This is a genomic window from Brevundimonas pishanensis, from assembly GCF_022750635.1.
In the GTDB taxonomy this organism is placed as follows: domain Bacteria; phylum Pseudomonadota; class Alphaproteobacteria; order Caulobacterales; family Caulobacteraceae; genus Brevundimonas; species Brevundimonas pishanensis.
This window is the reverse complement of sequence record NZ_JAJKBG010000009.1, coordinates 1-21,318: the sequence shown is the minus strand read 5'-3', so window position 1 is coordinate 21,318 and position 21,318 is coordinate 1. Positions and strand designations below refer to the sequence as shown.

Sequence of the window (21,318 nt, the reverse complement as noted above, 5' to 3'; positions counted from 1 at the left end):
ACCAAGGCATGTTTGACCGCAGCGATGCGCTGGAGGCAAAGTTTCGGCTGGGCGTGTTTGCAGGACATTTGGCCGAGTATGCCGTGAGCCTTTCGTCCGATTTGGATATGCTAGAATTATCCGGCGCGGCCGGATGCCTACAAAGCTATCTGGAAGATGCCAGAACCTTAGCGCAAGCCATGGAAGTTCTGGATCGCCGCTCGCGACCTATTCTTCCAGGGCCACCAACTCGCTTAGCGTGATCTCAAGACCAGCCGCGAGCTTTTCAAGAACGGTAATGGTGGGATTGCGGATACCGCGTTCAACACCCGAGACATAGGTACGGTGCAGGTTTGCGCGATGTGCAAACTCGTCTTGCGACCAGCCCTTGGCTTGGCGCAGCTGCTGCACGCGCAATCCGAGTTTTTTGCAAACATCCATAGGCGCAGATGCGGGCAATGCATCTGATCGGGCGACAGACGATGAGTCTCATTTTGGTTGACTTGTCAGCGACTTCTGAGCGACCAGCGTCACCGTGTTGAGACTTATAGGATGAACCATGAAACTATCGGGGATGGCCTTTCTGGCAGTGTTGTTGAGCGCTGGCACAGCGGCGGCGCAGGAAGGCGAGGGTGCTCAAGGCGGGCTCTTCAGCGAAGAGCAGATTGCCATGGAGGTCCGCATGACGCGGTCGTGGTTGGAAGAGAGTTTGGTGGATTACGAAAGCGCGCGGTTCAGGAATGTGCGTGTGGTGCTTCTAAGTCCCAATCGCCGCGACCGTAGTCAGGTGGTTCTGGCTGTGTGCGGGCAGGCCAATGCGCGGAACCGGATGGGCGGCTATAACGGGTACAAGGACTTCTATTTTTCATCCGCGATGGATGCGTTCAGAGGGCAAGACTTTGGTGTATTTGCCAGTGAAGTCTGCGGTCGGGCTAATAGCCTAAACGAGACCGACTACACCGATCAGTTGAAGTCGGAGGGTGCACAATGAAGCGCGCTTCGTTTGCTCTTGTTGGGGCGCTTCTGAGCCTGGCAGCCTGTGCGTCCATTCCGCAACCCAGCATGGCCCCGTTTCAAACCCGTGCCGGTGGCCTAGGGTTCACCATGCAAGGGTTGGCCCAGTTTACCAATGATCAGGCGGCGATCGAACTGACCGCGCGCGAAGCGTTAAAGCAGGCCTGCAATGCCGAGATCGAGAACTTCAGCATCGAGTTTATCGATGCCACCAGCCGAGGAGGCATACCGCATACGGCTTATACCGGTCGGGCCGACTGCAAACGCTAACCTCTGCACTCACAAAGCAACAGCGGCGTCTTTTGACGCCGCTGTTTTCGTTCAACGTGGCCGAGGCCCATCGCGACGTGTGTCGGAATCCTTGAGAATATTGCGTCCCTGACGGCTGGGGGCCCAGTTGAGGAACTGGCTGAGACTATCGACCTGATCGTCATAGCGGGCGGCAGGAAAGGTCTGCATCTCGCGATGGAGATCATCAAGCCAAGTCGCTGAGCGCGGCAGTTTGGCAAAACCGGAATAGAGCCGCTCTACTGATGCAAAATACCGCTCGGCCTTGGGCAGGGTAGCGTTGATGCCAAGCCGTATACAGGCACGGGCATGAAACTGGGGATCGCTAATCCCGCGCATGTCTCTTGCGAGGTCTTCCAGCAGAGCCGGTCCCACCGAAGACTTCTCGACCAATATGGCATCGGCCTTCCAGAGTTTGCGCTCAAGCCGCAGACGGGCCAACAAGTCCGGATAGAGTAGGCGCTGGCGTATCACATCGAGCAAGAGCCAGCTTGTGCCGTCATGTCCCCAGATGGTGCCGACCGAATAGTCGGCCTTGGGATCACTGGAGGAGGCCACATCCCAACTGTGCACCACCTTGTTTAGCCGATTGCGCGGTGGGGCTTCGTCGTAGAACTGAACCTTGTCCCATTGCAGATAGTCACCCTCCAAAGGTGTCGGGTTCTGCTGGTACTGGGCTTCAAAGGCACGCGGGCCCATCTCGGCCTTGAGCTGGTCGAGGACTTCGCGGGGTTCACGCTGAGGATTGAGAACATCGCCGATGCGCCGGATATGGGTTCGGCCGTGTGATAGGGGAATGATCTCATCGCGCATGGCAATGGCAGGAAGGTCCAGATGACGATAGCCGCCCTTGCTGCTTAGGTGAGCGGAGACATCATCTTCATGCAGTCGCTGCTGGATGGCGATGACCGCGCCGGTCTGTTTGTTATCGAGACGACTAAGCAGGGTCTCGTCCACAAACCGCTGCGCCTTGGCCCGCGCTTCCGGATAGGACGCGTCCTGGGCCTTCATCAGGTCATCGATAATGATCAGGTCGGCCCCGATGCCTGTGACTGTGCCGCCGACGGCGGTGGCAAAGCGATAACCGCCTTGGCGCGTGCCAAGGTCAGCTTCGGTATCGCGGATGATGGAGGCGGCAGTTTGTGGAAAGACCTCGCTATACCAGCGCGACTGGATCACCTTGCGAAAGCTGCGCGACAAGGCGGCTGACAGCTCCTGCCCGTAGCTGGCGCAGATGATGCGGGTCTCGGGGCGCTGGCCCAGCAGCCAGGCCGGAAACGCCACCGTGGTCATGATCGACTTCAGGTGGCGCGGCGGCACGGTGATCTGCAGGCGGCGCTCACGGCCTTGGGCCACTTCAGCTAGGGCCTGGCACATGGCTGACAGATACCAGCCCCGAGACAGGGTTGTGTCGGGGTTCAGATGACGAAACACGAGTTCGAGGAACACCTCGAACTCGTGTCTGGCCAGGCTGTGCACCATGATGTCAGCGGGGAGGGGAAGCGCGCTCATGATGCGCCTCCTTCACTCGAAGAGGAGACGAGATCGGCCATATAGGCGTTGATGATCTCGTCATAGCCGGCTGGCTGGATCTCGCTCGGACGATGCGCCTTGTTCTCGTCTAGCAGCGAAGTGGGGCCTTCAGCCTCGATTTTGAGCAGGGTCTGGAACGCCTTGGGGCAGCCTTTGACGGCCTTGTCGACCTGTTGACGCACGGCCACCTGGCGCTTGGACATCTTTTTGGTCAGGCCATCGACGGTGACAGAAACCTTGCGGTCCAGTTCTTCACGCAGAAGGGTGGCCATATTGCGTGAGCCCTTGGGTCGCCCCTTGGGGTTACCGCTTTGTCCCTTGGTATATTGATGGGCCTTGGGCGGCCTTGCAAAGCCGACCGCATAGTCTGTGAGGGTGTGGGACATGACGCATCACTCCCATCACGCGGCCAGGGCCCGGGTGCGAACACGCACACGAGGTTGGGCTGGAGCAGGAGCATGAGTGTCTGTCTTTGGTTCGCTGGTCACCACGCTCGGTGCTGTCATCTGTGGACGGCCCCTGCACTGCAAGGGTGAATCTGGTTTGAAGTGACGATCTGGGTGTTGCGGTCATCTGTCCGGCCTGTTTGTGCGGCGTCGATGGCCGCTGGCCCTGATGGAGTCCGCTGGACCAGGTCCCAATCAGGCTATCGAGCTCAAGGCTCCGACAGTACCTCGGGTTTTCCCAGCCTGCGGCCACTACCTGATCATCATCATCCCATATGCACCCTTCCAGTTCGGAGCTACAAACCAATGGTTCGCAGCAATCTCGGTTAAACCTTAGCGATAGGTCTGTAGGTCTCGCCTCGCGCCATTACCGCCCACGCAATCCGGGCGGTCTTATTGGCCATGGCTACGGTCACGACGCGGGATGGCCGACGCTCCAGTAACGCCTGGACCCAGCCAGCTGATGGCGTCACACCGGTTCGAGCACGCCGGATCACCGACGTAGCCCCGACCACGAGGAGCTTGCGCAGATAGCCATCTCCCTTCTTGGAGATTTGGCCCAACCGCTCCTTGCCACCAGATGAGTTTTGTCGAGGAACCAGTCCCAGGAAGGCAGCGAACTCACGACCGGATTTGAACAGTTTTGGATCGCTGATGCTGGCCGCCAGAGCGGTTGAAGTGATAATCCCGACTCCAGGAATGGTGGCCAGACGCTGGCTTGTCTCGTTCTCGCGATGCCAAGCTAGCAGTCGCCGCTCAAGCGTGCGTATTTGTACGGCCAGGGCATCAAGCTGGGCACCGAGCATCTGCATTGTCAGCACCGCCGCTTGCGGAAGCGTCGAAGGATGTGTCTCTCGCACCGACTGCAGGAGATCAGTGATCCGTCGCGCGCCCTGCGGGACGACGAGGCCGAACTCTGCGCAATGGCTGCGGATGGCCCGGATCAGCGTGGTCTTCTGTCGAACCAGCAACTCCCTGGTCCGATGCAAGGTCAGGATCGCTTGACGCTCAGCGCTCTTGACCGGCACGAACCTCATCGTCGGACGCGTCACAGCCTCGCAGATTGCTTCAGCGTCAGCCGCATCATTTTTCTGGCGGCGGAGGTAGGCCTTTACATAACTCGGCGGCATCAACCGAACTTCGTGGCCCAAGGCAGAGAGTTCACGGGCCCAATAATGGGCGGTGGCGCACGCTTCCATGCCGATCAGGCACGGGGGTAAATCTCTAAAGAACCTCATGAGTTCAGCACGCCGCAGCTTCCGGCGAACAGTAACCTGTCCTTCGCTGCTAACGCCGTGAACCTGAAATACGCTCTTGGCGAGGTCGAGGCCGATCGTGGTAGTCATCATGGTGGACGGTTCCTGTTCTGTGGCCACATCAACAACGACCACACTATGGCGCACTCGATGCCGGACACAGGGGCCGTCCACCCCATCAGTCTAACGCTAAAGGTGCTCCACTTCGAAGGCTGCAAGCCATTGGTGGAGAAGGCGTTTTATGAAACCGCTATCGTTTAAGCGACACCGCTTTCCAGGCGAAGTGATCCGTCATGCCGTGTGGTTGTACTTTCGCTTCAATCTTAGCTTCCGCGACGTCGAGGAACTGATGGCGCAACGCGGAATTGACGTCAGCTACGAAACGATCCGGTGCTGGACGATCAAGTTCGGGCCTCTGATTGCACGGCGGCTGAAGAAGCGGAGAGTGCCTCCGACAGGCCGTTGGCATCTCGATGAAATGGTCTGCAAGATCGGAGGACGGCGCATGTATCTGTGGCGCGCAGTCGACGACGAAGGCGAGGTTTTAGACGTCGTTGTCCAGCGCCAGCGGGACACAGAGGCGGCTTTGAAGCTGATTAGACGTCTTTTGCGCAATCAACCGGTCGAGCCAGAAACCATCACGACGGACGGGTTGGCCTCGTACGGTGCGGCACTCGATCGGTTGGAACTGCGCCATCTGCATCGCCCTGGCAGGCTTCGTGACAACAACCGCGTTGAGAACTCACATCTGCCGATCCGACGACGGGAGCGGCAGCATCAGAGGTTCAAATCCCAAGCCTCAGCCCAGAGATTTCTCACCACCCACGCCGCGATCTACAACACCTTCAACTTCCAGCGCCATTTGATCAGCAGACCCACACTTCGTTGCTTTCGCGCTGAAGCGAATGCCGCGTGGGAGGCGGCCGTGGTCTGAAAATGAGCAGGGTAGGGATCTTTCGACTTCGCTTAGTTATCCTGACAGCACCCAGCAGCAGAGGTTCAAATCTCAAGCCTCAGCCCAGAGATTTCTTACCACCCACGCAGCGATCTACAACACCTTCAACACCCAACGCCATTTGATCAGCAGGCCGACACTTCGACGCTTTCGCGTCGATGCGGATACCGCATGGGCGGCCGCTACCGTCTGATAGCGCGCAGGGTAGGGGTCTTTCGACTTCGCTCAGTTAACTTGTCAGTGCCCCCAGCAATATCAATCGCTTTACGCGCAATTTCGATTGCGCGCGTTCACCCCGTCGGATAGCGTCGGCTAGAACCCAATAATTGGGCGCGCATAGTAATCGTGCGCATCGACCAAGGGGGGAGCGCGTAGTGGAAATCGACAGGTCGGAACTTCGTTGGGGCGTCGAGCAGCGGCTCGAGTTCATCGAGTTTCGCCTGTTCTGGGAGGGGCATGTGAACAGAAGCGATATCATGGAGCAGTTCGGGCTGTCGGTGAACCAAGCTTCATCCGACCTGAATCGCTACATCAGCTTTGCCCCCGACAACATGACCTACGACAAGAGCGCACGCACCTATGTGCGCGGCCCAGGGTTCAAGTCTGTGTTCGGGAAGCTGGACGCTGGCCGCTACCTGGCCCAGCTACGCTCCCTCGAGGAAGGGCTCGTCGACCGCGATGACTGCTGGACCACTGACCTGCCGGCCTTTGGCTCGCCTCCAACTCCTGCACGCGGCGTTCATCCTGAAACTTTGCGCGCGGTCGTTGGCGCCATTCGCCGCACCGAGGCGATAGAGGTCAATTACCAATCCCTGTCCAATCCAGAGCCGCGCTGGCGCTGGATTGCGCCCCACGCCATCGCTTTCGATGGGTTTCGTTGGCATGCGCGAGCCTTCTGTATGACGGACGATTGCTTCAAGGACTTCCTGCTGTCGCGGATGCTGGAAGTGCGCGGGACCGCTGAGGCTGCAACCATTGCCGCCGAAGATGCCGATTGGCATTCGGAGGTCACGCTGGAGGTGGGGCCCCACCCGGACCTTTCCGAAACACAGGCCAAGGTCATCGCGCTCGACTATGGCATGCAGGACGGTAAAGCCGAGATCAAAGTTCGCCGCGCGCTGCTCTATTACACGCTCAAGCGCCTAGGGTTGGACACGGATCCATCCGCCAGGAAGCCGCAGGATCAACAGATCGTGCTGCTGAACCGGGAAACATCATTTCCGGCGCAGCCGGCAGAACGAATTGGAGAGGCTTAAATGCTTGGTTTGAAGCTGAGGGATGAGTTCAAAGGGCGGCGCCTCAAAGGGACGGCGATTGAGCTATCCAACGATGCGAATACAGGGGCAACCCAGGTTCCGGCCCGTGACTTTCTCGAGATCACGTACCCTACGCTCGATCTATTGAAAGGCATAGAAGCCGTTGGCCCCCAGCAAGGTCGACCGGTTGTAGTCATGGGTGAACGCGGCCTCGGTAAGTCACACCTTATGGCGGCTCTCTATCATACTGTTAGTGATCCCGCCTCAACCGGGGATTGGTTGAAGAGCTGGTCCACTACCCTGTCTGACCCGGCGATCGGTCAAATCCCGCTGCGGAATGGCATGCTCGTCATCGGGGAAAGCCTCCATCGTCAGCGCTATAAGTTCCTCTGGGACATTCTGTTCGAACGACATCCGCACGGCACGTATATCAAGGGGAAGTGGGAAGGTATGGGTGCCAGCAAGACTGACATTCCGTCCGACCAGCTCATCCTCGAGATGCTGCGGCATTCGCCGACGATGCTGCTGCTCGACGAGTTTCAGACTTGGTTCGACGGTCTCACGAATACCAAACAGTATCCGTGGAAAAACTGGGCGTTCAACTTCATCCAGATCCTCTCTGAGATTGCAAAGGAGTACCCCGAACTCCTCGTGCTCGTGGTTTCGGTTCGAAACGGGACAAGCGACGCATACCAGCAGATCCACAGGGTGAACCCCGTTCAGGTGGATTTCCGTGCTGGCGGTAGCCCCGACAAGATCCAGCATGATCGCCGTCGCATGCTCCTCCATCGGCTGTTTGAAAACCGGCTGCAGATCGGCTCGTCGGCAATTGAGGGCGCCCTCGACGTTCATATCAACGAGTACTTTCGGCTGCTCGGTACGCCATCTTCGGAACAGGACAGGAAGCGGCGAGACTTTGTCGAATGCTGGCCCTTCGCGCCGCACCTCCTGCAACTCTTGGAGGATCAGGTGCTTGTCGCTACAGACGCCCAAGAGACGCGCGACCTCATCCGCATCTTGGCGAACCTGCATAAGAGCAGCGGAGAGAACGCGCCAGTTTTGACAGCTGCCGATTTTCGGCTCGACGACGATGCATCTGGGATCGGAGCACTTCTGGACTCGGTTGCCAATCAGCAACACCGCGCCCTACGCGACAAAGCCCTTCGCAACCTTACCTCTGTAACTGAAGCCGTGCCGGACCACGCCTCGAAGGTCCCACATCTTCAGGAAATCATCGGCTCGCTGTGGCTTCGGTCAATAGCGGTCGGAAACATGGCCGGCGCAGAGCCTTCGGTTCTGCAAATCGACCTGACGCGTGCAAAACCAGTCGATGACAATGCTTTCCAGGTTGAGCTCGCAACGGTCATCGAGAACAGCTTCAACATCCACCAAGATGGAGCGCGGCTCGTCTTCAAGGAAGAGGAAAACCCGCAGGCCAAAGTCATGGCCTCCGCGAGAAATGACAAGCTTTTTACGGACGGATCGGACCTCATTCAACTCGCGAAGGAAACCCGCTACGTCATCGGTGGCAGCGAGGAAGTCGCCAAGACATTCCGTGTCATAGCGTTGCCCCGCAATTGGCTGAACGACCCTTGGACGGGCTTGGACGAGAGTGAACAGCCCGAGCGTTGGGACGACAGGCTACCGATTTTGGTGCTCCCGGAGGAGCCGGATCGCATAGATGAGCGCCTTGGACGGTGGCTCAAAGATCACCTCCAGAAGCGTCGGAACACGGTTCGGTTCCTGATCCCTCGGAGTGGGACTTCGAACGCTTTCTATGATCGCGACCTTCTCGTCCTCGCTAGGGCGGAAATGAAGGCGCAGGAATGGGGTGCGCAGAATGCGGAGTATCGTAAGCTGCAGTCGAAATACCAAGGTGAGCTGCGGGACATTCTCAAGAAGCGGTTTGATCGTTTTGCCGTACTGCACACTTGGAACTTTGGCGACCCGTCGAAATGCGAGTTCCATATCGAGACACTTCGCGAGCAAGGAGCGAAGGTTCCGGAAGCGATTGAAACTGCGATGACGAACGACCTGTTCGTCCCAGAGGATTTTGAACACCTAGTGCTTGAGGCCGCAATCAATAACAGTTCGGTCGGCAAGCTACTCAAGGAACTGCAAGAGCCTCGCCCGGCAGGCCAGGATTGTATCCCATGGTTGGGCGAGACGGCCATGAAAGAGCGGATCTTGCGTCTCTGTGCCAAAGGCAAGATCGCGATCAACCTTCGGGGAATGGAGTATCTTCAGGCCCAGTCAGGCGAGGACGAAGAGACCGCGTGGCGACGCTTGCGGCCGAAGCTTTCGTACACGGGACGACAGCTTGACGAGGTGTTCATCTTGCCGCCGTCTGCTGTTCCCGCGACCGGGGGGGCAAATCCGCAGCCAGCTCCGGGAACGCAACCCACTAGCGGGCTCTTCGGCGGGGGCACAGAGCCGACGCCTACGCCTCCGGGAGGAATGTCTGAGAATCCGGGATCAGCGCCAGGCGTGCCAGACCCGATGCCGCAACCTGGTGGCGGCATCTTCGGCGGTGGCGCCAGCTCTGGCGCGCCTCGTATGCCCTTCGCCGCGCCCGCGACCTCACCGCTCAACCTTATCGGGAAACTCGAAGGTTGGGGAATTGGTCCAGCAACGCCTGTGAAAGCCGTCACCATAAAGGTGGACGCTGCGACTGGCGCGCAGCTGAAGGAACTCCTCAAGAAGTTGCCTGATGGCATGACGTTCGAGTTGTCACTCGACAAGGAGGACAACTGATGGCGTTGGACTTGGAAGCGATTGCAGGCCTGACCACAGCTCCTGATGATGAGGCTTGGGCCACGATCATCGAGCGCGTCATATCGATCTGCGGAGCACCGCTGGATGCCGAAAAGGCGCCTGGAGAAGTGACCCGACGGGATCGTGCCATCGGCGAGATCGACCACTTTCTGTCGTCGGCGGCATGGGGGTTGTGGCAGACCTTTGGGAACACCGCCCCGCGGAATGCTGACAAGATCGTTGAATGGTGGTCCGCGCCTTATAGCGCCAAAGCCGTCTTGATCCTCGATGGCCTTAGTCTGCGAGAAATGCCTTGGCTTCTCGAGGGCGCAAAGGAACGCGGGTTTGTTGTCCACACCGCTGCCGCCTACGGTGCGGAAATTCCGTCGGAGACGAATGCTTTTGCCAAAGCGCTAGGCTTCGGAAGCCGGAGCCAACTTCAGAACAACGGTGGTGGGCTCGTCCACAAGCTGGCGCCCGCCAGAACCGAGACGATTGACCTTCCTTGGAAGGACTGCGCCGGTCTGATCGACGCCTCGCCAAACTGGGTGTTCTGGCACCAATGGCCCGATAGCAAGCTGCACGACGGTGCCGGTGCCGGTCAGGGTCTGGATCTCCTCACGCGCGATATCGCAACGCAATTGACCAGCGATGATTTCTGGGAGTTCGTCGAGCGCCTCGCGACCGGTCGTCGTTTGGTCATCACCTCTGATCATGGGTATGCCGCTACAGGGTTGTTCTACGACGCGATGGACGAACAGGCGTCCTTCCTCAAGGGCGCGCTGAAGAGCGGACGGCTTCTATCCGGCGAGCACGATCCCGGTCCCTTTGTCCCGCCCGTTGCCCTTTCGGTGGAAAGCCAGCACGGCAAGCACCTGCTCGCAGTCGGGCGATGGAAATGGAAAAGCCAGGGCGGCTACCCCACCCTCGCGCATGGCGGCTTGTCACTGCTCGAGATGCTCTGCCCGTTTGTTGAATTGACGAAGTAAGGAATTTACGCCCATGGCGACCAAGAGAGAACAGATTGCCCAACAGGTCGCGCGTGCGGTTGGTGCCGGCAAAGCCGTCGCGATGGAGACCGTCGATTTCAGCGATCCGAACCGCCCCAAGACCTGCCTTGAGGTAGATTTCCCGATCCTGCCCGTGAACCAGGTTGCCGTGATTGAAGGCAACGCGGGCAAGCCGATCTATCAGATGTCGAAATGGTGGGCCCGGCGGCGGTCCAGCGTGTTCCGCTCCATGCTCATTGCTGCGGCGACCAAGGCGCCAGAGGATCCGTCCCATGCGGCGAAGCTGGTCTGGGACAATTACTACGCCAACCACCAGAAGAAGGGCGCCTTCAAGCACCTGAAGGTGGCCGACATCTTCATGGGCGGCGGTACGACGCTGGTCGAAGGGTCCCGCCTCGGCATGCAGATGTCGGGCAACGACCTGAACCCGGTGGCCTGGTTCGTGGTCAAGCAGGAGCTGGCCGATGTCGATTTGGATGAGGTGAAGCGCCTCCTGGCCGATATCGAGGCCGAGGTGAAACCGCAGATAATGCCGTTCTACTACTGCGACGGCCCGAACGGCGAGAAAGGCACCTGGACGCACAAGCCATCAGGCAAGGCGATGGGCGCGGATTTCGATCCGCTGGCCCTGAAGCCCGAGGAGCGGAAAGACTATGCCTACGACGGCCCCGAGATCCTACACACCTTCCTTGCAAAGCATGGGCAGTGCAGTGTTACGGGTTGTCACCACCGCACGCCATTGATGACTAGCGCGCAAATCGCAATAAAAACACTGACAGTAAAAAGCTGGAATCATACGTGCAAGAATTGCAGTGCATCATTTGATATTGAAAGTGAAGTTGCTCGGCTTGCTCCCGAGGCAATTCACTACATCTCCCCGAGCGAACAGCTATTTTCGCCAATTGATCCAAAGAAAGGAGTCGTATGCCCTTCCTGTGGCGATATTTCGATGGTCAGCCTCGGGAAAGGTATAAACAAAAAGGTCAATTCTTCTGTATTTATATGCCCTGAATGGCTGTCCGGCGATCCAAGCAAAGGTGAAGACGGCATTGCTCTTGGCGGTTCCCCAGCGGATCCTGCTATTAATACAGAGAAATGGAATCTCCGAAGGGCTGCTACGCCTTACCTAATAGAAGTGCGGGGTGAAATCCCTGAGATTATCCAGATTCACGGCGGGAAAATTCAGCTAATTACCGGTAAGGAGGGTGGAACAGCTCGCCCTGGATCATTTACATGTGCAGCCTGCGGTAAGCATCAGGAGGTCGTCGAGGCAATTCGCGCCACTGACAAATCCGCGCCGTTCGCTGCGTATGCTATTCAAGGCTACGATGAACGACGATCATCTACCCCTTACAACGGAAAATTTTACGCTGCTTTTGGCTTGGAACATGCCAAACAATTTAGTGCCGCTGCTCTAGAGTGGGAAAGCCTTCGAGACGGTGAGCTGAAGGATTTTTGGCCCAGAAGTGATATCCCCGAAAGCCTTCGCGCATCGATCAAGGACGTGATTACGACTGGCCACGGTTATCGAAAATGGTCGGATATGTTCAATCCGAGGCAGCTACTCGTACATGCACGCCTGTTACAAGCAATATTGAGGGTCGGAACGTATAGCTGGGGCGCTCGAGAGTATGTTCTAGGAGCTTGGCAGAATTACCTGCGCGGTCAGTCTATGTTTTCTTTTTGGCACATTACCAAAGATCACTATGCACCCGCTCTTTCGAATAGTGACTACCGCCCCAAGATGACCGTCGTAGAAGTTGGCGTATTTTCTCCAATTGGATACGGAAACTGGACCTCGGCAGTGAAGCCCGTTCTCGAGGGTGGGGAGTGGTCTAGGCACCCTTGGGAACTAGTGCCCGCAACGGCCGTCGAAGAAAAAAATCCGGAGATAGCAAAAGCCATCCCCGGAAAAAGCGAGAAAGTCTATCCTGGCGATATCGTTAGGACTGCCCCTGTATTTCAAGGATCATCGACCGAACTGGATCAATACGCTGATCAGTCCTTTGATATAGTAATTACTGACCCACCTTTCGGAGACTTGATTCAATATTCAGAGCTTGCGGATTTTTTCTATGTTTGGCTTAGACTTGCACTTAGGGACAAGTATCCGATATTCTTTTCTCCAGAGTATACACCAAAGACTCTTGAAGCCGTTTCAAACCGATTTAGAGAGCCCGAAGATCCCGATGCATTCTATCAGAGGATTATGACACAGTGCTGGCGTGAAGCTGCTCGAGTCTTGAAGCCTGGCGGGCTTATGGCTTTCACATTCCACCATAGTGAAGATGAGCCTTGGGTTGCCGTACTCGAGTCTCTTTTTGATGCCGGTTTTTACCTCGAGGCCACGTACCCAATTCGTTCAGACGAAACGAAGGGGGAAAAGGCTGAGTTTGGTTCGCAGAAGGTTGAGTACGACATCGTGCATGTTTGCCGGAAACGCATTCATGAACCGAAGGCCGTCAGTTGGGCCCGTATGCGCCGTGAGGTTCTGGCAGATGTTCGACAGCTGCAAGGCCTGCTTGAAAATCACGCCCAGCGGGGTCTTCCGGAAGCCGACATCCAGGTCATCCGTCGCGGCAAGGCGCTCGAATACTTCTCGCAGCACTATGGGAAGGTCTATGTCGACGAAGGTCGACCGATCAAAGTCAAGGATGCCCTCGTCGGCATCAATCAGCTGATCGACGAAGACGCCAACAAGGCCTCCGAGCCGCCGCCGGTGACCGCAGAGCCGATTACCCGACAGTTTCTGCGCATCTTCGACGGCAAGACCGAGCTCGCTCGTGACCAGATGCAGAAGATGCTGCGCGGCTCAGGTATCGCGCCGGATGAATTCGTGAACCGGGGCTGGGCTCGCGAAGAGAAAAAGGTGTTCTACCTCAACGACCCGCTGGCCATCGCGCAGGATTGGCAGGGACGGCACCGGCGCAAGCTGTCGGCTGACCTGGACCAGACCTTCGTTCTGATGGGGGCCTGTTATGACGGCAGCGGCATTAACGCGGCCGACACGCTGAAGAACGAGAACTTCAAGCCGCACGCGGCGCTGAAGAGCCTTCTCGAGTGGATGAGCAAACGGGGTCAGACGCAGCAGATGCGCAACGCGGCCTCGCGGGCGCTGAGCATCTACAACAACTGGGCTGCCAGCAACAAAGAGCAGGTCCAGCAGCTGTCGTTCTTCTTGGAGGATTGAGCATGAAACAGGTGCTCGACAGCGTCTGGCAACGTCGGGGCGTCAGCTGGATTTGGGACGACGACGCCTTCGCGAAGGTTGCGAGGGCGAGCGAGGTCTACAGCCTGCGCCAGCTGATGCTTGCCACCAAATCGTGGCCGGACGATCTGCCGAGCAATGGGGGTGACACCTTGGTCGTGGCGGGTCTTGATGCCTGCCTCGACCTTCTGTCGCCGACGGACGCCGATGCCTGGCTTGGCGGTGCCCTGAAATCGGCGATCCTCTCCTTCCAAGATTTCTACGATGGTCAGGCATCGCTGGTGTTCTGGCTGCCCAACGGCCAGAGGCGAATGCCCATCGACCTTGCGACCGATGCCGTGCGGTGGCGATGCTCTGCGCCATTTTCCAGCGAGACGATCGATTTCGGACGGGTCTTGTGGGGAGAGGCCTGGGAGTATCCGCAAGAGATCATTCTCGCGCAGGGCGGCAAATCGGTCGGCCTATTCCATTTGAGGATCACCTGATCGTGCAAATGGAACAGACCACCTTTGGCCCTGGTGAGCGGATCATCCATCTCGATTTCGGCGCTGGCGTTGTGCTTGAGGCACCGCGCGACGGCTATCTTCGTGCATTCTTCAGCATCGGAGAGCGCCGCGTTCCGATCGCCAGCGTTCAGAAGGAGCTGTCGCGCACCGAGCGCATTCTGCGATCAGTTGAAGGCACGGACGAACGGGCTCGATCCGTCTGGCTATCCTATGAGGCCCATGCATTGCCCGTGATGGAGAGCGCGTCCGCGCTCACGTCCGCGCGGATCGACCTTCTGCCTCACCAGGTCGTCCTGACACATCGCATCGCAACGGCCTCGCCTCGTCGCTTTCTTATCGCCGACGAGGTCGGGCTTGGAAAGACAATCGAAACCGCGCTCGTGCTCCGTGAACTGGCAAGCCGCGGTGAGCTTGATCGTGCCCTGATGGTTGTGCCTGCGGGCCTCGTGAACAACTGGCACCGGGAGCTGAATGAAGTCTTCAACCTGGACTTCGAGGTCTTTGGGTCGGAAGGCGATATTACCGACCGCAAAACAAACGCGTTCGCGAAACACGACCGGCTCATTGCCAGCATCGACACGTTGAAGCGGCCGGCGCGCATCAAGCGCCTGTTGGAAGCCCCACATTGGGATCTTGTTGTCTTTGACGAGGCGCACCACCTGACCGCCTATCGAACAGGTGGGAAAGTTCGGAAGACCGAAAACTACAAACTCGGCGAGGCTTTGAAAGGTCACACCCGAGACCTCCTTCTCCTCTCCGCGACGCCACATCAAGGAAACCACTTCCAGTTCTGGATGCTCGTCCAACTGCTGAATCCCACCCTCTTCGGCAGCCCTGAAGAGATGTTGGAAAATCGACATCGCTTGAATACCGTGATGTTCCGACGGACCAAGGCGGACGCTTGCCGCCCGGATGGTGACCCGCTCTTCGCACGCCGGTGGGTACATACAGAGTCCTTCCTGATGGGTGACGAGGAGCGACGCTTTTATGAGCGGCTGCGCGAATACCTCGAGGAAGGTTTCGACCTGGCCAAACGGAAAGGAAATCAAGGGCGAGCCTTGGGCTTCCTCATGGCGATTTTCCAAAAGATCGCAGCGTCCAGCTTCGCTGCCGTGAGGCGAACGCTCAAGCGACGTATGCTCATGCTCACCCTGCACGAGGCGCTCCTGCGGGACAAAGAGCTTGATATTGAAGGCCGCGAACGACTGTTCGATGAAGCGCGAGAGCTGATTCATGCCGAATGGGGGCTTGAAAGGGATCCGATCGGGAAAAGCGAAGTCGACCGGATAATGGCCGACCTAAAATATCGGCTCGCAAAGAAGTTGGACGAGGAGGCGCTGGAGATGGCCTCCGATCCTTATGGCTCGGAGTTTGCGTCTTCTCACATGGAAGATGTCGCCTCGGCAGCGATCAACCTGCATCTCCCGGAAGAGCGGTTGCGAATTGCGGACTTGCTCTCGGTTTTTCCGGTGCAGCGTGAAACCAAGGTGCAGAAGCTCCTCGACGGCCTTGGCACCTTGTGGCGACAAAATCCCAACGAAAAGATCGTGATCTTTGCCACGTACTTGGGGACAGTTGACCTCCTGGCCCGTGAAATCGAGGCGACATATCCTGGTCAAGGTGTCGTAGTTCTCCGTGGCGGTGATCACGGCGCCAAAGCCGCTGCCGAACGCCGCTTCAAGTTGAAGGACGGGCCTCGTGTAATGGTCTGCACCGCAGCAGGCCGCGAGGGCATCAACCTGCAGTTCGCGCGCATCCTTTTCAATTTTGACCTGCCCTGGAATCCGATGGATATGGAACAGCGGATCGGTCGAATTCATCGCTATGGCCAAGCGCATACCGCGCAAGTCTACAATTTGGTCCTTTCGGATACGATCGAAGGGCGCATTTTTCTTCTGCTTGACGACAAGCTCACGGAAATCGCGAGAACGCTCGGGAAAGTCGACGATCAAGGCAACGTTGCAGAGGATCTGCGTTCTCAGATACTTGGGCAGCTGTCAGAGCGATTGAATTATGACCGGCTCTACCAAGAGGCTCTGGGGGATCCCGAGCTGAAACGGACCGCGGTTGAACTTGAGGCGGCCTTGGCAAACGCACGCGAGGCACGGGAAGTAGTATTCGACCTCTTCCAAGATCTCGAAGGCTTCAGTCTGGATGATTACAAGCCGTTCTCTGATGTTTCCACAGGCTTGGAGCGGTTGGTTGATTTCTTGTCGGCGGCCATGGCGGACCGGAATCTAAGGCTCTCGAAGGTTGATGCAGAGACTATCGATTTACTTACAGTCGATGGTGCCCGCCGCATTCGGTTTACACTAAACCGCGATGTCGCAACTTCCTCTGAAACGTGCGATCTGCTGGGGCTTGATCATCCGGCGGTCCAGGAGGAACTGGGCAGGTGGCGTTCGCTCAACCCGAATTTGCTCGGAGTAGCCCTTGAGGGGAATGGGATTGAACCAGCCGGTGCTGACAGTCTAACGCTAAAAAGTCTCCACTTCGGGTGAAATTTGGAGGCTTTCATGTCTGGCTTATCGTTCAAGCGTCACCGGTTTCCAGGATCGATCATTTGTCAGGCGGTGCGTTGGTATTTTCGCTTCACGCTCAGCATTCGCGACGTTGAAGAATTGATGGCGGAACGAGGAGTTGAAGTCAGCCGCGAAGCTATTCGGTGCTGGGTGAACAAGTTTGGTCCGCTGATTGCTGCAAACATCCGCCGAAATCGGGATCGCCCGACGGGTCGATGGCATTTGGACGAAGCGGTCGTCAGGATTCGTGGCTGCCGGATGTATCTGTGGCGCGCGGTTGATGATGAGGGAGAAGTTCTTGATGTGCTGGTTCAAAAGCGACGCAATAAACATGCGGCTTTGAAGCTATTGCGTCGGCTTTTGAGAAATACCGGCATTCATCCAGAAGCGATTGTTACGGATAAACTGGCCTCGTATCGTGCGGCGATGAAAGTCCTTCATCTTCAAGGGCGGCATCAGCCGGGTGGAATGCGGGAGAACAATCGCGCTGAGAATTCTCATCTCGTCATTCGACGACGAGAACGAAAGCAGCAGAGGTTTAAATCGCAAGGCTCAGCCCAACGATTTCTCTCCAGCCATGGTCCGATCTACAACGCCTTTAATCTTCAACCGCATCTGATTTCTCGACCCGGCCTTCGCGTACTGCGAGGCCAGGCTGAAACTGCTTGGGCGGTAGTGACGAAAGCAGCCTAAAGTCGGGAAGGAGAGGGCTGATTTCGGCTCAACCCAGTTAACTTGTCAGTACCAGAGAGACACATCCTTCGACGCTTCCGCAAGCGGCGGTGCTGACAATGCAGATGCTCGGTGCCCAGCTTGATGCCCTGGCCGTACAAATACGCACGCTTGAGCGGCGACTGCTGGCCTGGCATCGCGAGAACGAAACAAGCCAGCGCCTGGCCACCATTCCTGGGGTCGGGATCATCACTTCAACCGCTCTGGCGGCCAGCATCAGCGATCCAAAACTGTTCAAATCCGGTCGTGAGTTCGCTGCCTTCCTGGGACTGGTTCCTCGACAAAACTCATCGGGTGGCAAGGAGCGGTTGGGCCGAATCTCCAAGAAGGGAGATGGCTATCTGCGTAAGCTTCTCGTGGTCGGGGCTACGTCGGTGATCCGGCGCGCTCGAACCGGTGTGACGCCATCAGCGGGTTGGGTTCAGGCGTTGCTGGAGCGTCGGCCATCCCGCGTCGTGACCGTAGCCATGGCCAATAAGACCGCCCGGATTGCGTGGGCGGTAATGGCGCGAGGGGAGATCTACAGGTCTATCGCTAAGGTTTAACCGAGATTGCTGCGGACCATTGGTTTGTAGCTCCGAACTGGAAGGGTGCATATGGGATGATGATGATCAGGTAGTGGCCGCAGGCTGGGAAAACCCGAGGTACTGTCGGAGCCTTGAGCTCGATAGCCTGATTGGGACCTGGTCCAGCGGACTCCATCAGGGCCAGCGGCCATCGACGCCGCACAAACAGGCCGGACAGATGACCGCAACACCCAGATCGTCACTTCAAACCAGATTCACCCTTGCAGTGTAGGGGCCGTCCACAGATGACGGCCCCAACAAGTTTGGTCCGCTGATTGCTGCAAACATCCGCCGAAATCGGGATCGCCCGACGGGTCGATGGCATTTGGACGAAGCGGTCGTCAGGATTCGTGGCTGCCGGATGTATCTGTGGCGCGCGGTTGATGATGAGGGAGAAGTTCTTGATGTGCTGGTTCAAAAGCGACGCAATAAACATGCGGCTTTGAAGCTATTGCGTCGGCTTTTGAGAAATACCGGCATTCATCCAGAAGCGATTGTTACGGATAAACTGGCCTCGTATCGTGCGGCGATGAAAGTCCTTCATCTTCAAGGGCGGCATCAGCCAGGTGGAATGCGGGAGAACAATCGCGCTGAGAATTCTCATCTCGTCATTCGACGACGAGAACGAAAGCAGCAGAAGTTTAAATCGCAAGGCTCAGCCCAACGATTTCTCTCCAGCCATGGTCCGATCTACAACGCCTTTAATCTTCAACCGCATCTGATTTCTCGACCCGTCCTTCGCGTACTGCGAGGCAAGGCTGAAACTGCTTGGGCGGTAGTGACGAAAGCAGCCTAAAGTCGGGAAGGAGAGGGCTGATTTCGGCTCAACCCAGTTAACTTGTCAGTACCGAAAAAGGGCCCCCGTTAACGGGAGCCCTCTGTAGACACTACTTGCGATAGTCGAGCTGTGGCGGACCGTCGCCTACAAGCGGACGATAGACGAAATCGGCACCACGGCGTTCGTGCAATTCGGCAGTGGCTGCGGTGATGGTTTCAGGGCTGACAAAAAGTTCTGCGGCTGTGAGGGCGAGGGCTTTGGTTGCCAGAACGGTGCCTTTTACACCTATGCTGTGACCGGCTGCGGCGACGTTCTGCCAGCTATGGCCAGCAGAGCCTGGAACGAAAGTCGCCGTAGAAAGACCAACAGTCGGAACCACCCAGCTGACGTCCGATACGTCGGTTGAGCCGCCGCCGCCGTCAAACGACAGGCGCGCAGGACGGATTTCACCAACGCTGGAAAGCGGCGGTTGAGTGGCCAGTGTCTTCTGGATTTCCGTAGCGAAGGCGTTTTCTTCCGGCGTCCACGACAGCGTGCCGGAGTAGCGCAGATTGCGATCCATGACCTCCATCAGCGTGCCGTTCGGCATCATGCTGTAGACACCGCCGATCTGCTGGAACTCATAGCGGGTTCCGGTGCCAAGCGCCGCGCCTTCGGCAGCCTTCTTGACGCGCTCGACCACGTCCAGCACCGTCATGGGATCACCATGGCGGACGTAATAATAGACCTCGGCAAAGTTCGGAACCACGTTCGGAGCCTTGCCCCCGTCGGTGATGACATAGTGGATGCGCGTAGCTTCGTGGACGTGCTCGCGCATCATATTGACCATGTAGTTCATCGACTCGACGGCATCGAGTGCAGAGCGACCACGATCAGGTGCACCGGAAGCGTGTGAGGAGGTGCCGTAGAAGCGGAACTTACCGCTCACATTGGCCTTGGTCGTGCCCTGGCTGGCATCGTTCGAACTGCCCGGGTGCCAATGAAGGGCGACGTCAACGTCGTTGAACAGGCCATCGCGCACCATAAAGGCCTTGGCCGAGCCGCCTTCTTCGGCCGGAGTGCCGTAAAGACGGATCTCGCCCTTGATATTGTTGGCGATCATCCATTCGCGTACGGCGATGGCGGCATAGCTGGATGCCGTGCCGAACAGGTTGTGTCCGCAACCATGGCCGGCATGACCTCCCAGCGTTTCCTCGACAGGAGATACAGCCTGAGACAGTCCGGGAAGGGCGTCGAACTCGGCTAGAATGCCGATAACGGGACCTTCGCCATTTTTGAAGCTGGCAACGAAGGCTGTCGGTTGGCCCGCAACACCGGCGGTGATTTCGAAGCCAGCATTGCGCAGATCACTTTGCAGCAAGGCCGAGCTTTGGGTCTCTTGATAGCCCAGTTCGGCAAAGCCCCAGATTGCGAGGGCGGTTGAGCCGATTTGTTCGGCATCGCCTTCGACGGTTTGGACGATGGCGGCTTTCTGGGCTTCGGGCAGGTCGGCAGCAAATGCAGGCGCGGTTGAGTAGGCAGACAGCGCGAGCGCCATGGCCGTCATGGTTTTGAAATTCATAGTCCGTCCTCATGAACGCGGATAAAAAACGGGCCGTTTCCATAAGGAAACGGCCCGCGAAAAAGGTTAGAAGCTCTTCGTTACGGTGACCGAGTAGTACCTGCCGAGCGTATCGTAGTTCTGGCCGTCAAAGCTGCCGGCGAAATTGCCGACCTGTGGCGGCTCCTTATTGAACAGGTTGGTGACGCCAACGCGCACGCTGAGGTCCTCCGGCAGGGTGAAGCGCCCGTTCAAGTCGAAGACGTCATAGGAAGCGACGCCTCGGGTGGTGCTGGCTGCGTTACGAATCTGTTCGGCGCTGATCATCGCCGCAGTGTGGCGCCAGCGTAGGCTGATGTTCATCCAGTCCTTAGAGTAGGAGAGGGTGGTGTTGGCCTTCCAGTCGGGGTGGGCCACGCCGGCCCCCTCCTCGACAGCGGTGCCGCGGCTTCCAACGTAATTATACGAGACACCTCCCGGAAGGTTCTGGATTCCGAACTTGTCAACGTAACTGACAACCGTGCCCAGCGACAGGCTACCGGCATTGGCAGGTAGGCCGATGTCGGACAGTTCGAACGTCCAGTCGACCTGCAAATCTACGCCGCTCACTTCGAACGCACCCAGGTTCAGCGCGGGCTGGCCCGGCTCGAACAGGAAGCCTGTGGTTGGGTTACGCTTCCCCATGACCTGACAGTAGTAGTTGTTAACGTCATAGGTGGGGTTGGTGCCATTGAGATTGAAACAGTTCTCGATGGTCTGGATGATTGGCAGATTACCGACCGCCCCGGTGACTTCGATCGAATACCAGTCGATGGAAGTCGTGATCCGCTCAAGAAGTGGATGGGAGAAGGGCGACTGGATGACTGCACCGAACGAATAGGTGTCTGTTGTTTCTTCCTCTAGGCTCAGGACCCATTGATTTGCGGCGTGCGATCTGATTCAGGCTCCTGAGGAGTCTGGATTATGAGCAATCTT

General features: G+C 57.6%; 17 protein-coding genes and 3 pseudogenes. 14 read left to right on the top strand and 6 right to left on the bottom strand.

Annotated elements, in window-relative coordinates; translation table 11 throughout:
* Nucleotides 1-207: 207 nt before the first annotated feature.
* A complete protein-coding gene (locus LOX95_RS13630; protein WP_242915531.1) occupies nucleotides 208-390 on the bottom strand; it encodes a helix-turn-helix domain-containing protein in 183 nt (60 codons plus the stop codon).
* 148 nt (nucleotides 391-538) lie between these two features.
* Here LOX95_RS13630 and LOX95_RS13625 point away from each other — a divergent pair, with 148 nt between their 5' ends.
* Nucleotides 539-970 (top strand): hypothetical protein, encoded by a 432-nt coding sequence (locus LOX95_RS13625; protein WP_242915529.1) that lies wholly within the window; start codon nucleotides 539-541, stop codon nucleotides 968-970.
* The gene (locus LOX95_RS13620; protein ID WP_242915528.1) at nucleotides 967-1,263 is read left to right on the top strand and encodes a hypothetical protein; all 297 of its coding nucleotides are present in this window, start codon (nucleotides 967-969) and stop codon (nucleotides 1,261-1,263) included. Before LOX95_RS13625 ends, LOX95_RS13620 begins: the two co-directional genes overlap by 4 nt.
* 51 nt (nucleotides 1,264-1,314) lie before the next feature.
* Here the strand turns inward: LOX95_RS13620 and terL are convergent, their stop codons facing one another.
* The 3 genes from terL to LOX95_RS13605 form a co-directional block, all read right to left on the bottom strand.
* Complete coding sequence (gene terL, locus LOX95_RS13615; RefSeq protein WP_242915526.1) at nucleotides 1,315-2,793, bottom strand: phage terminase large subunit; 1,479 nt, start codon at nucleotides 2,791-2,793, stop codon at nucleotides 1,315-1,317.
* Complete coding sequence (locus tag LOX95_RS13610; protein ID WP_242915524.1) at nucleotides 2,790-3,200, bottom strand: DUF5681 domain-containing protein; 411 nt, start codon at nucleotides 3,198-3,200, stop codon at nucleotides 2,790-2,792. Before LOX95_RS13610 ends, terL begins: the two co-directional genes overlap by 4 nt.
* A 386-nt stretch (nucleotides 3,201-3,586) precedes the next feature.
* On the bottom strand, nucleotides 3,587-4,609 hold the full coding sequence (locus tag LOX95_RS13605; protein WP_242915522.1) for an IS110 family RNA-guided transposase: 1,023 nt from the start codon (nucleotides 4,607-4,609) through the stop codon (nucleotides 3,587-3,589).
* On the opposite strand from LOX95_RS13605, the gene LOX95_RS13600 reads away from it, so the two are divergent.
* The 12 genes and pseudogenes from LOX95_RS13600 to LOX95_RS13545 all read left to right on the top strand — a co-directional run.
* Nucleotides 4,556-4,777 carry a hypothetical protein gene (locus tag LOX95_RS13600; RefSeq protein WP_242915636.1) on the top strand — a complete coding sequence of 74 codons (222 nt, stop codon included), beginning with the start codon at nucleotides 4,556-4,558 and terminating at the stop codon, nucleotides 4,775-4,777. The two genes, LOX95_RS13605 and LOX95_RS13600, sit on opposite strands and share 54 nt — an antisense overlap.
* Nucleotides 4,758-5,450, top strand: a complete 693-nt coding sequence (locus LOX95_RS13595; protein WP_242915520.1) for an IS6 family transposase — start codon at nucleotides 4,758-4,760, stop codon at nucleotides 5,448-5,450. The genes LOX95_RS13600 and LOX95_RS13595 overlap by 20 nt, the downstream gene beginning before the upstream one ends.
* A 64-nt stretch (nucleotides 5,451-5,514) precedes the next feature.
* Nucleotides 5,515-5,664, top strand: a pseudogene (locus LOX95_RS13590) (IS6 family transposase); the annotation flags it as partial.
* Between the two features lie 181 nt (nucleotides 5,665-5,845).
* Nucleotides 5,846-6,727: a BrxR family transcriptional regulator gene (locus LOX95_RS13585; protein ID WP_242915518.1), complete on the top strand. Its 882-nt coding sequence runs from the start codon at nucleotides 5,846-5,848 to the stop codon at nucleotides 6,725-6,727.
* On the top strand, nucleotides 6,728-9,481 hold the full coding sequence (locus LOX95_RS13580) for a DUF499 family protein (RefSeq protein ID WP_242915516.1): 2,754 nt from the start codon (nucleotides 6,728-6,730) through the stop codon (nucleotides 9,479-9,481). It abuts the gene before it with no gap.
* An 11-nt stretch (nucleotides 9,482-9,492) separates the two neighbouring features.
* Nucleotides 9,493-10,470: a hypothetical protein gene (locus LOX95_RS13575; protein ID WP_242915514.1), complete on the top strand. Its 978-nt coding sequence runs from the start codon at nucleotides 9,493-9,495 to the stop codon at nucleotides 10,468-10,470.
* A 13-nt stretch (nucleotides 10,471-10,483) separates the two neighbouring features.
* Complete coding sequence (locus tag LOX95_RS13570; protein ID WP_242915512.1) at nucleotides 10,484-13,681, top strand: hypothetical protein; 3,198 nt, start codon at nucleotides 10,484-10,486, stop codon at nucleotides 13,679-13,681.
* Nucleotides 13,682-13,683: 2 nt separating this feature from the next.
* Nucleotides 13,684-14,184: a hypothetical protein gene (locus LOX95_RS13565; protein WP_242915510.1), complete on the top strand. Its 501-nt coding sequence runs from the start codon at nucleotides 13,684-13,686 to the stop codon at nucleotides 14,182-14,184.
* Between the two features lie 8 nt (nucleotides 14,185-14,192).
* On the top strand, nucleotides 14,193-16,706 hold the full coding sequence (locus tag LOX95_RS13560; RefSeq protein WP_242915508.1) for a DEAD/DEAH box helicase: 2,514 nt from the start codon (nucleotides 14,193-14,195) through the stop codon (nucleotides 16,704-16,706).
* Between the two features lie 15 nt (nucleotides 16,707-16,721).
* Entirely contained in the window at nucleotides 16,722-17,420 is a 699-nt protein-coding gene (locus LOX95_RS13555) for an IS6 family transposase (protein WP_242915506.1), read from the top strand.
* A 53-nt stretch (nucleotides 17,421-17,473) separates the two neighbouring features.
* Nucleotides 17,474-18,004 (top strand): annotated as a pseudogene (locus tag LOX95_RS13550) (IS110 family RNA-guided transposase); the annotation flags it as partial.
* 289 nt (nucleotides 18,005-18,293) lie between these two features.
* A pseudogene (locus LOX95_RS13545) lies at nucleotides 18,294-18,821 on the top strand (IS6 family transposase); the annotation flags it as partial.
* A gap of 91 nt (nucleotides 18,822-18,912) precedes the next feature.
* On the opposite strand, the gene LOX95_RS13540 reads toward LOX95_RS13545, so the two are convergent.
* Together LOX95_RS13540 and LOX95_RS13535 are read right to left on the bottom strand one after the other, a co-directional pair.
* The gene (locus tag LOX95_RS13540; protein ID WP_242915504.1) at nucleotides 18,913-20,364 is read right to left on the bottom strand and encodes an amidohydrolase; all 1,452 of its coding nucleotides are present in this window, start codon (nucleotides 20,362-20,364) and stop codon (nucleotides 18,913-18,915) included.
* A gap of 66 nt (nucleotides 20,365-20,430) precedes the next feature.
* Nucleotides 20,431-21,252 carry a TonB-dependent receptor domain-containing protein gene (locus LOX95_RS13535; protein ID WP_248287023.1) on the bottom strand — a complete coding sequence of 274 codons (822 nt, stop codon included), beginning with the start codon at nucleotides 21,250-21,252 and terminating at the stop codon, nucleotides 20,431-20,433.
* Nucleotides 21,253-21,318 lie beyond the last annotated feature (66 nt).

What these genes read in the sequence shown, in the direction of transcription:
- LOX95_RS13625 (WP_242915529.1), top strand. Translation starts at nt 539, where the DNA reads ATGAAACTATCGGGGATGGCCTTTCTGGCAGTGTTGTTGAGCGCTGGC.
- LOX95_RS13620 (WP_242915528.1), top strand. Translation starts at nt 967, where the DNA reads ATGAAGCGCGCTTCGTTTGCTCTTGTTGGGGCGCTTCTGAGCCTGGCA.
- terL (WP_242915526.1), bottom strand. Translation starts at nt 2,793, where the DNA reads ATGAGCGCGCTTCCCCTCCCCGCTGACATCATGGTGCACAGCCTGGCC.
- LOX95_RS13610 (WP_242915524.1), bottom strand. Translation starts at nt 3,200, where the DNA reads ATGTCCCACACCCTCACAGACTATGCGGTCGGCTTTGCAAGGCCGCCC.
- LOX95_RS13605 (WP_242915522.1), bottom strand. Translation starts at nt 4,609, where the DNA reads ATGATGACTACCACGATCGGCCTCGACCTCGCCAAGAGCGTATTTCAG.
- LOX95_RS13595 (WP_242915520.1), top strand. Translation starts at nt 4,758, where the DNA reads ATGAAACCGCTATCGTTTAAGCGACACCGCTTTCCAGGCGAAGTGATC.
- LOX95_RS13580 (WP_242915516.1), top strand. Translation starts at nt 6,728, where the DNA reads ATGCTTGGTTTGAAGCTGAGGGATGAGTTCAAAGGGCGGCGCCTCAAA.
- LOX95_RS13570 (WP_242915512.1), top strand. Translation starts at nt 10,484, where the DNA reads ATGGCGACCAAGAGAGAACAGATTGCCCAACAGGTCGCGCGTGCGGTT.
- LOX95_RS13565 (WP_242915510.1), top strand. Translation starts at nt 13,684, where the DNA reads ATGAAACAGGTGCTCGACAGCGTCTGGCAACGTCGGGGCGTCAGCTGG.
- LOX95_RS13560 (WP_242915508.1), top strand. Translation starts at nt 14,193, where the DNA reads ATGGAACAGACCACCTTTGGCCCTGGTGAGCGGATCATCCATCTCGAT.
- LOX95_RS13555 (WP_242915506.1), top strand. Translation starts at nt 16,722, where the DNA reads ATGTCTGGCTTATCGTTCAAGCGTCACCGGTTTCCAGGATCGATCATT.
- LOX95_RS13540 (WP_242915504.1), bottom strand. Translation starts at nt 20,364, where the DNA reads ATGAATTTCAAAACCATGACGGCCATGGCGCTCGCGCTGTCTGCCTAC.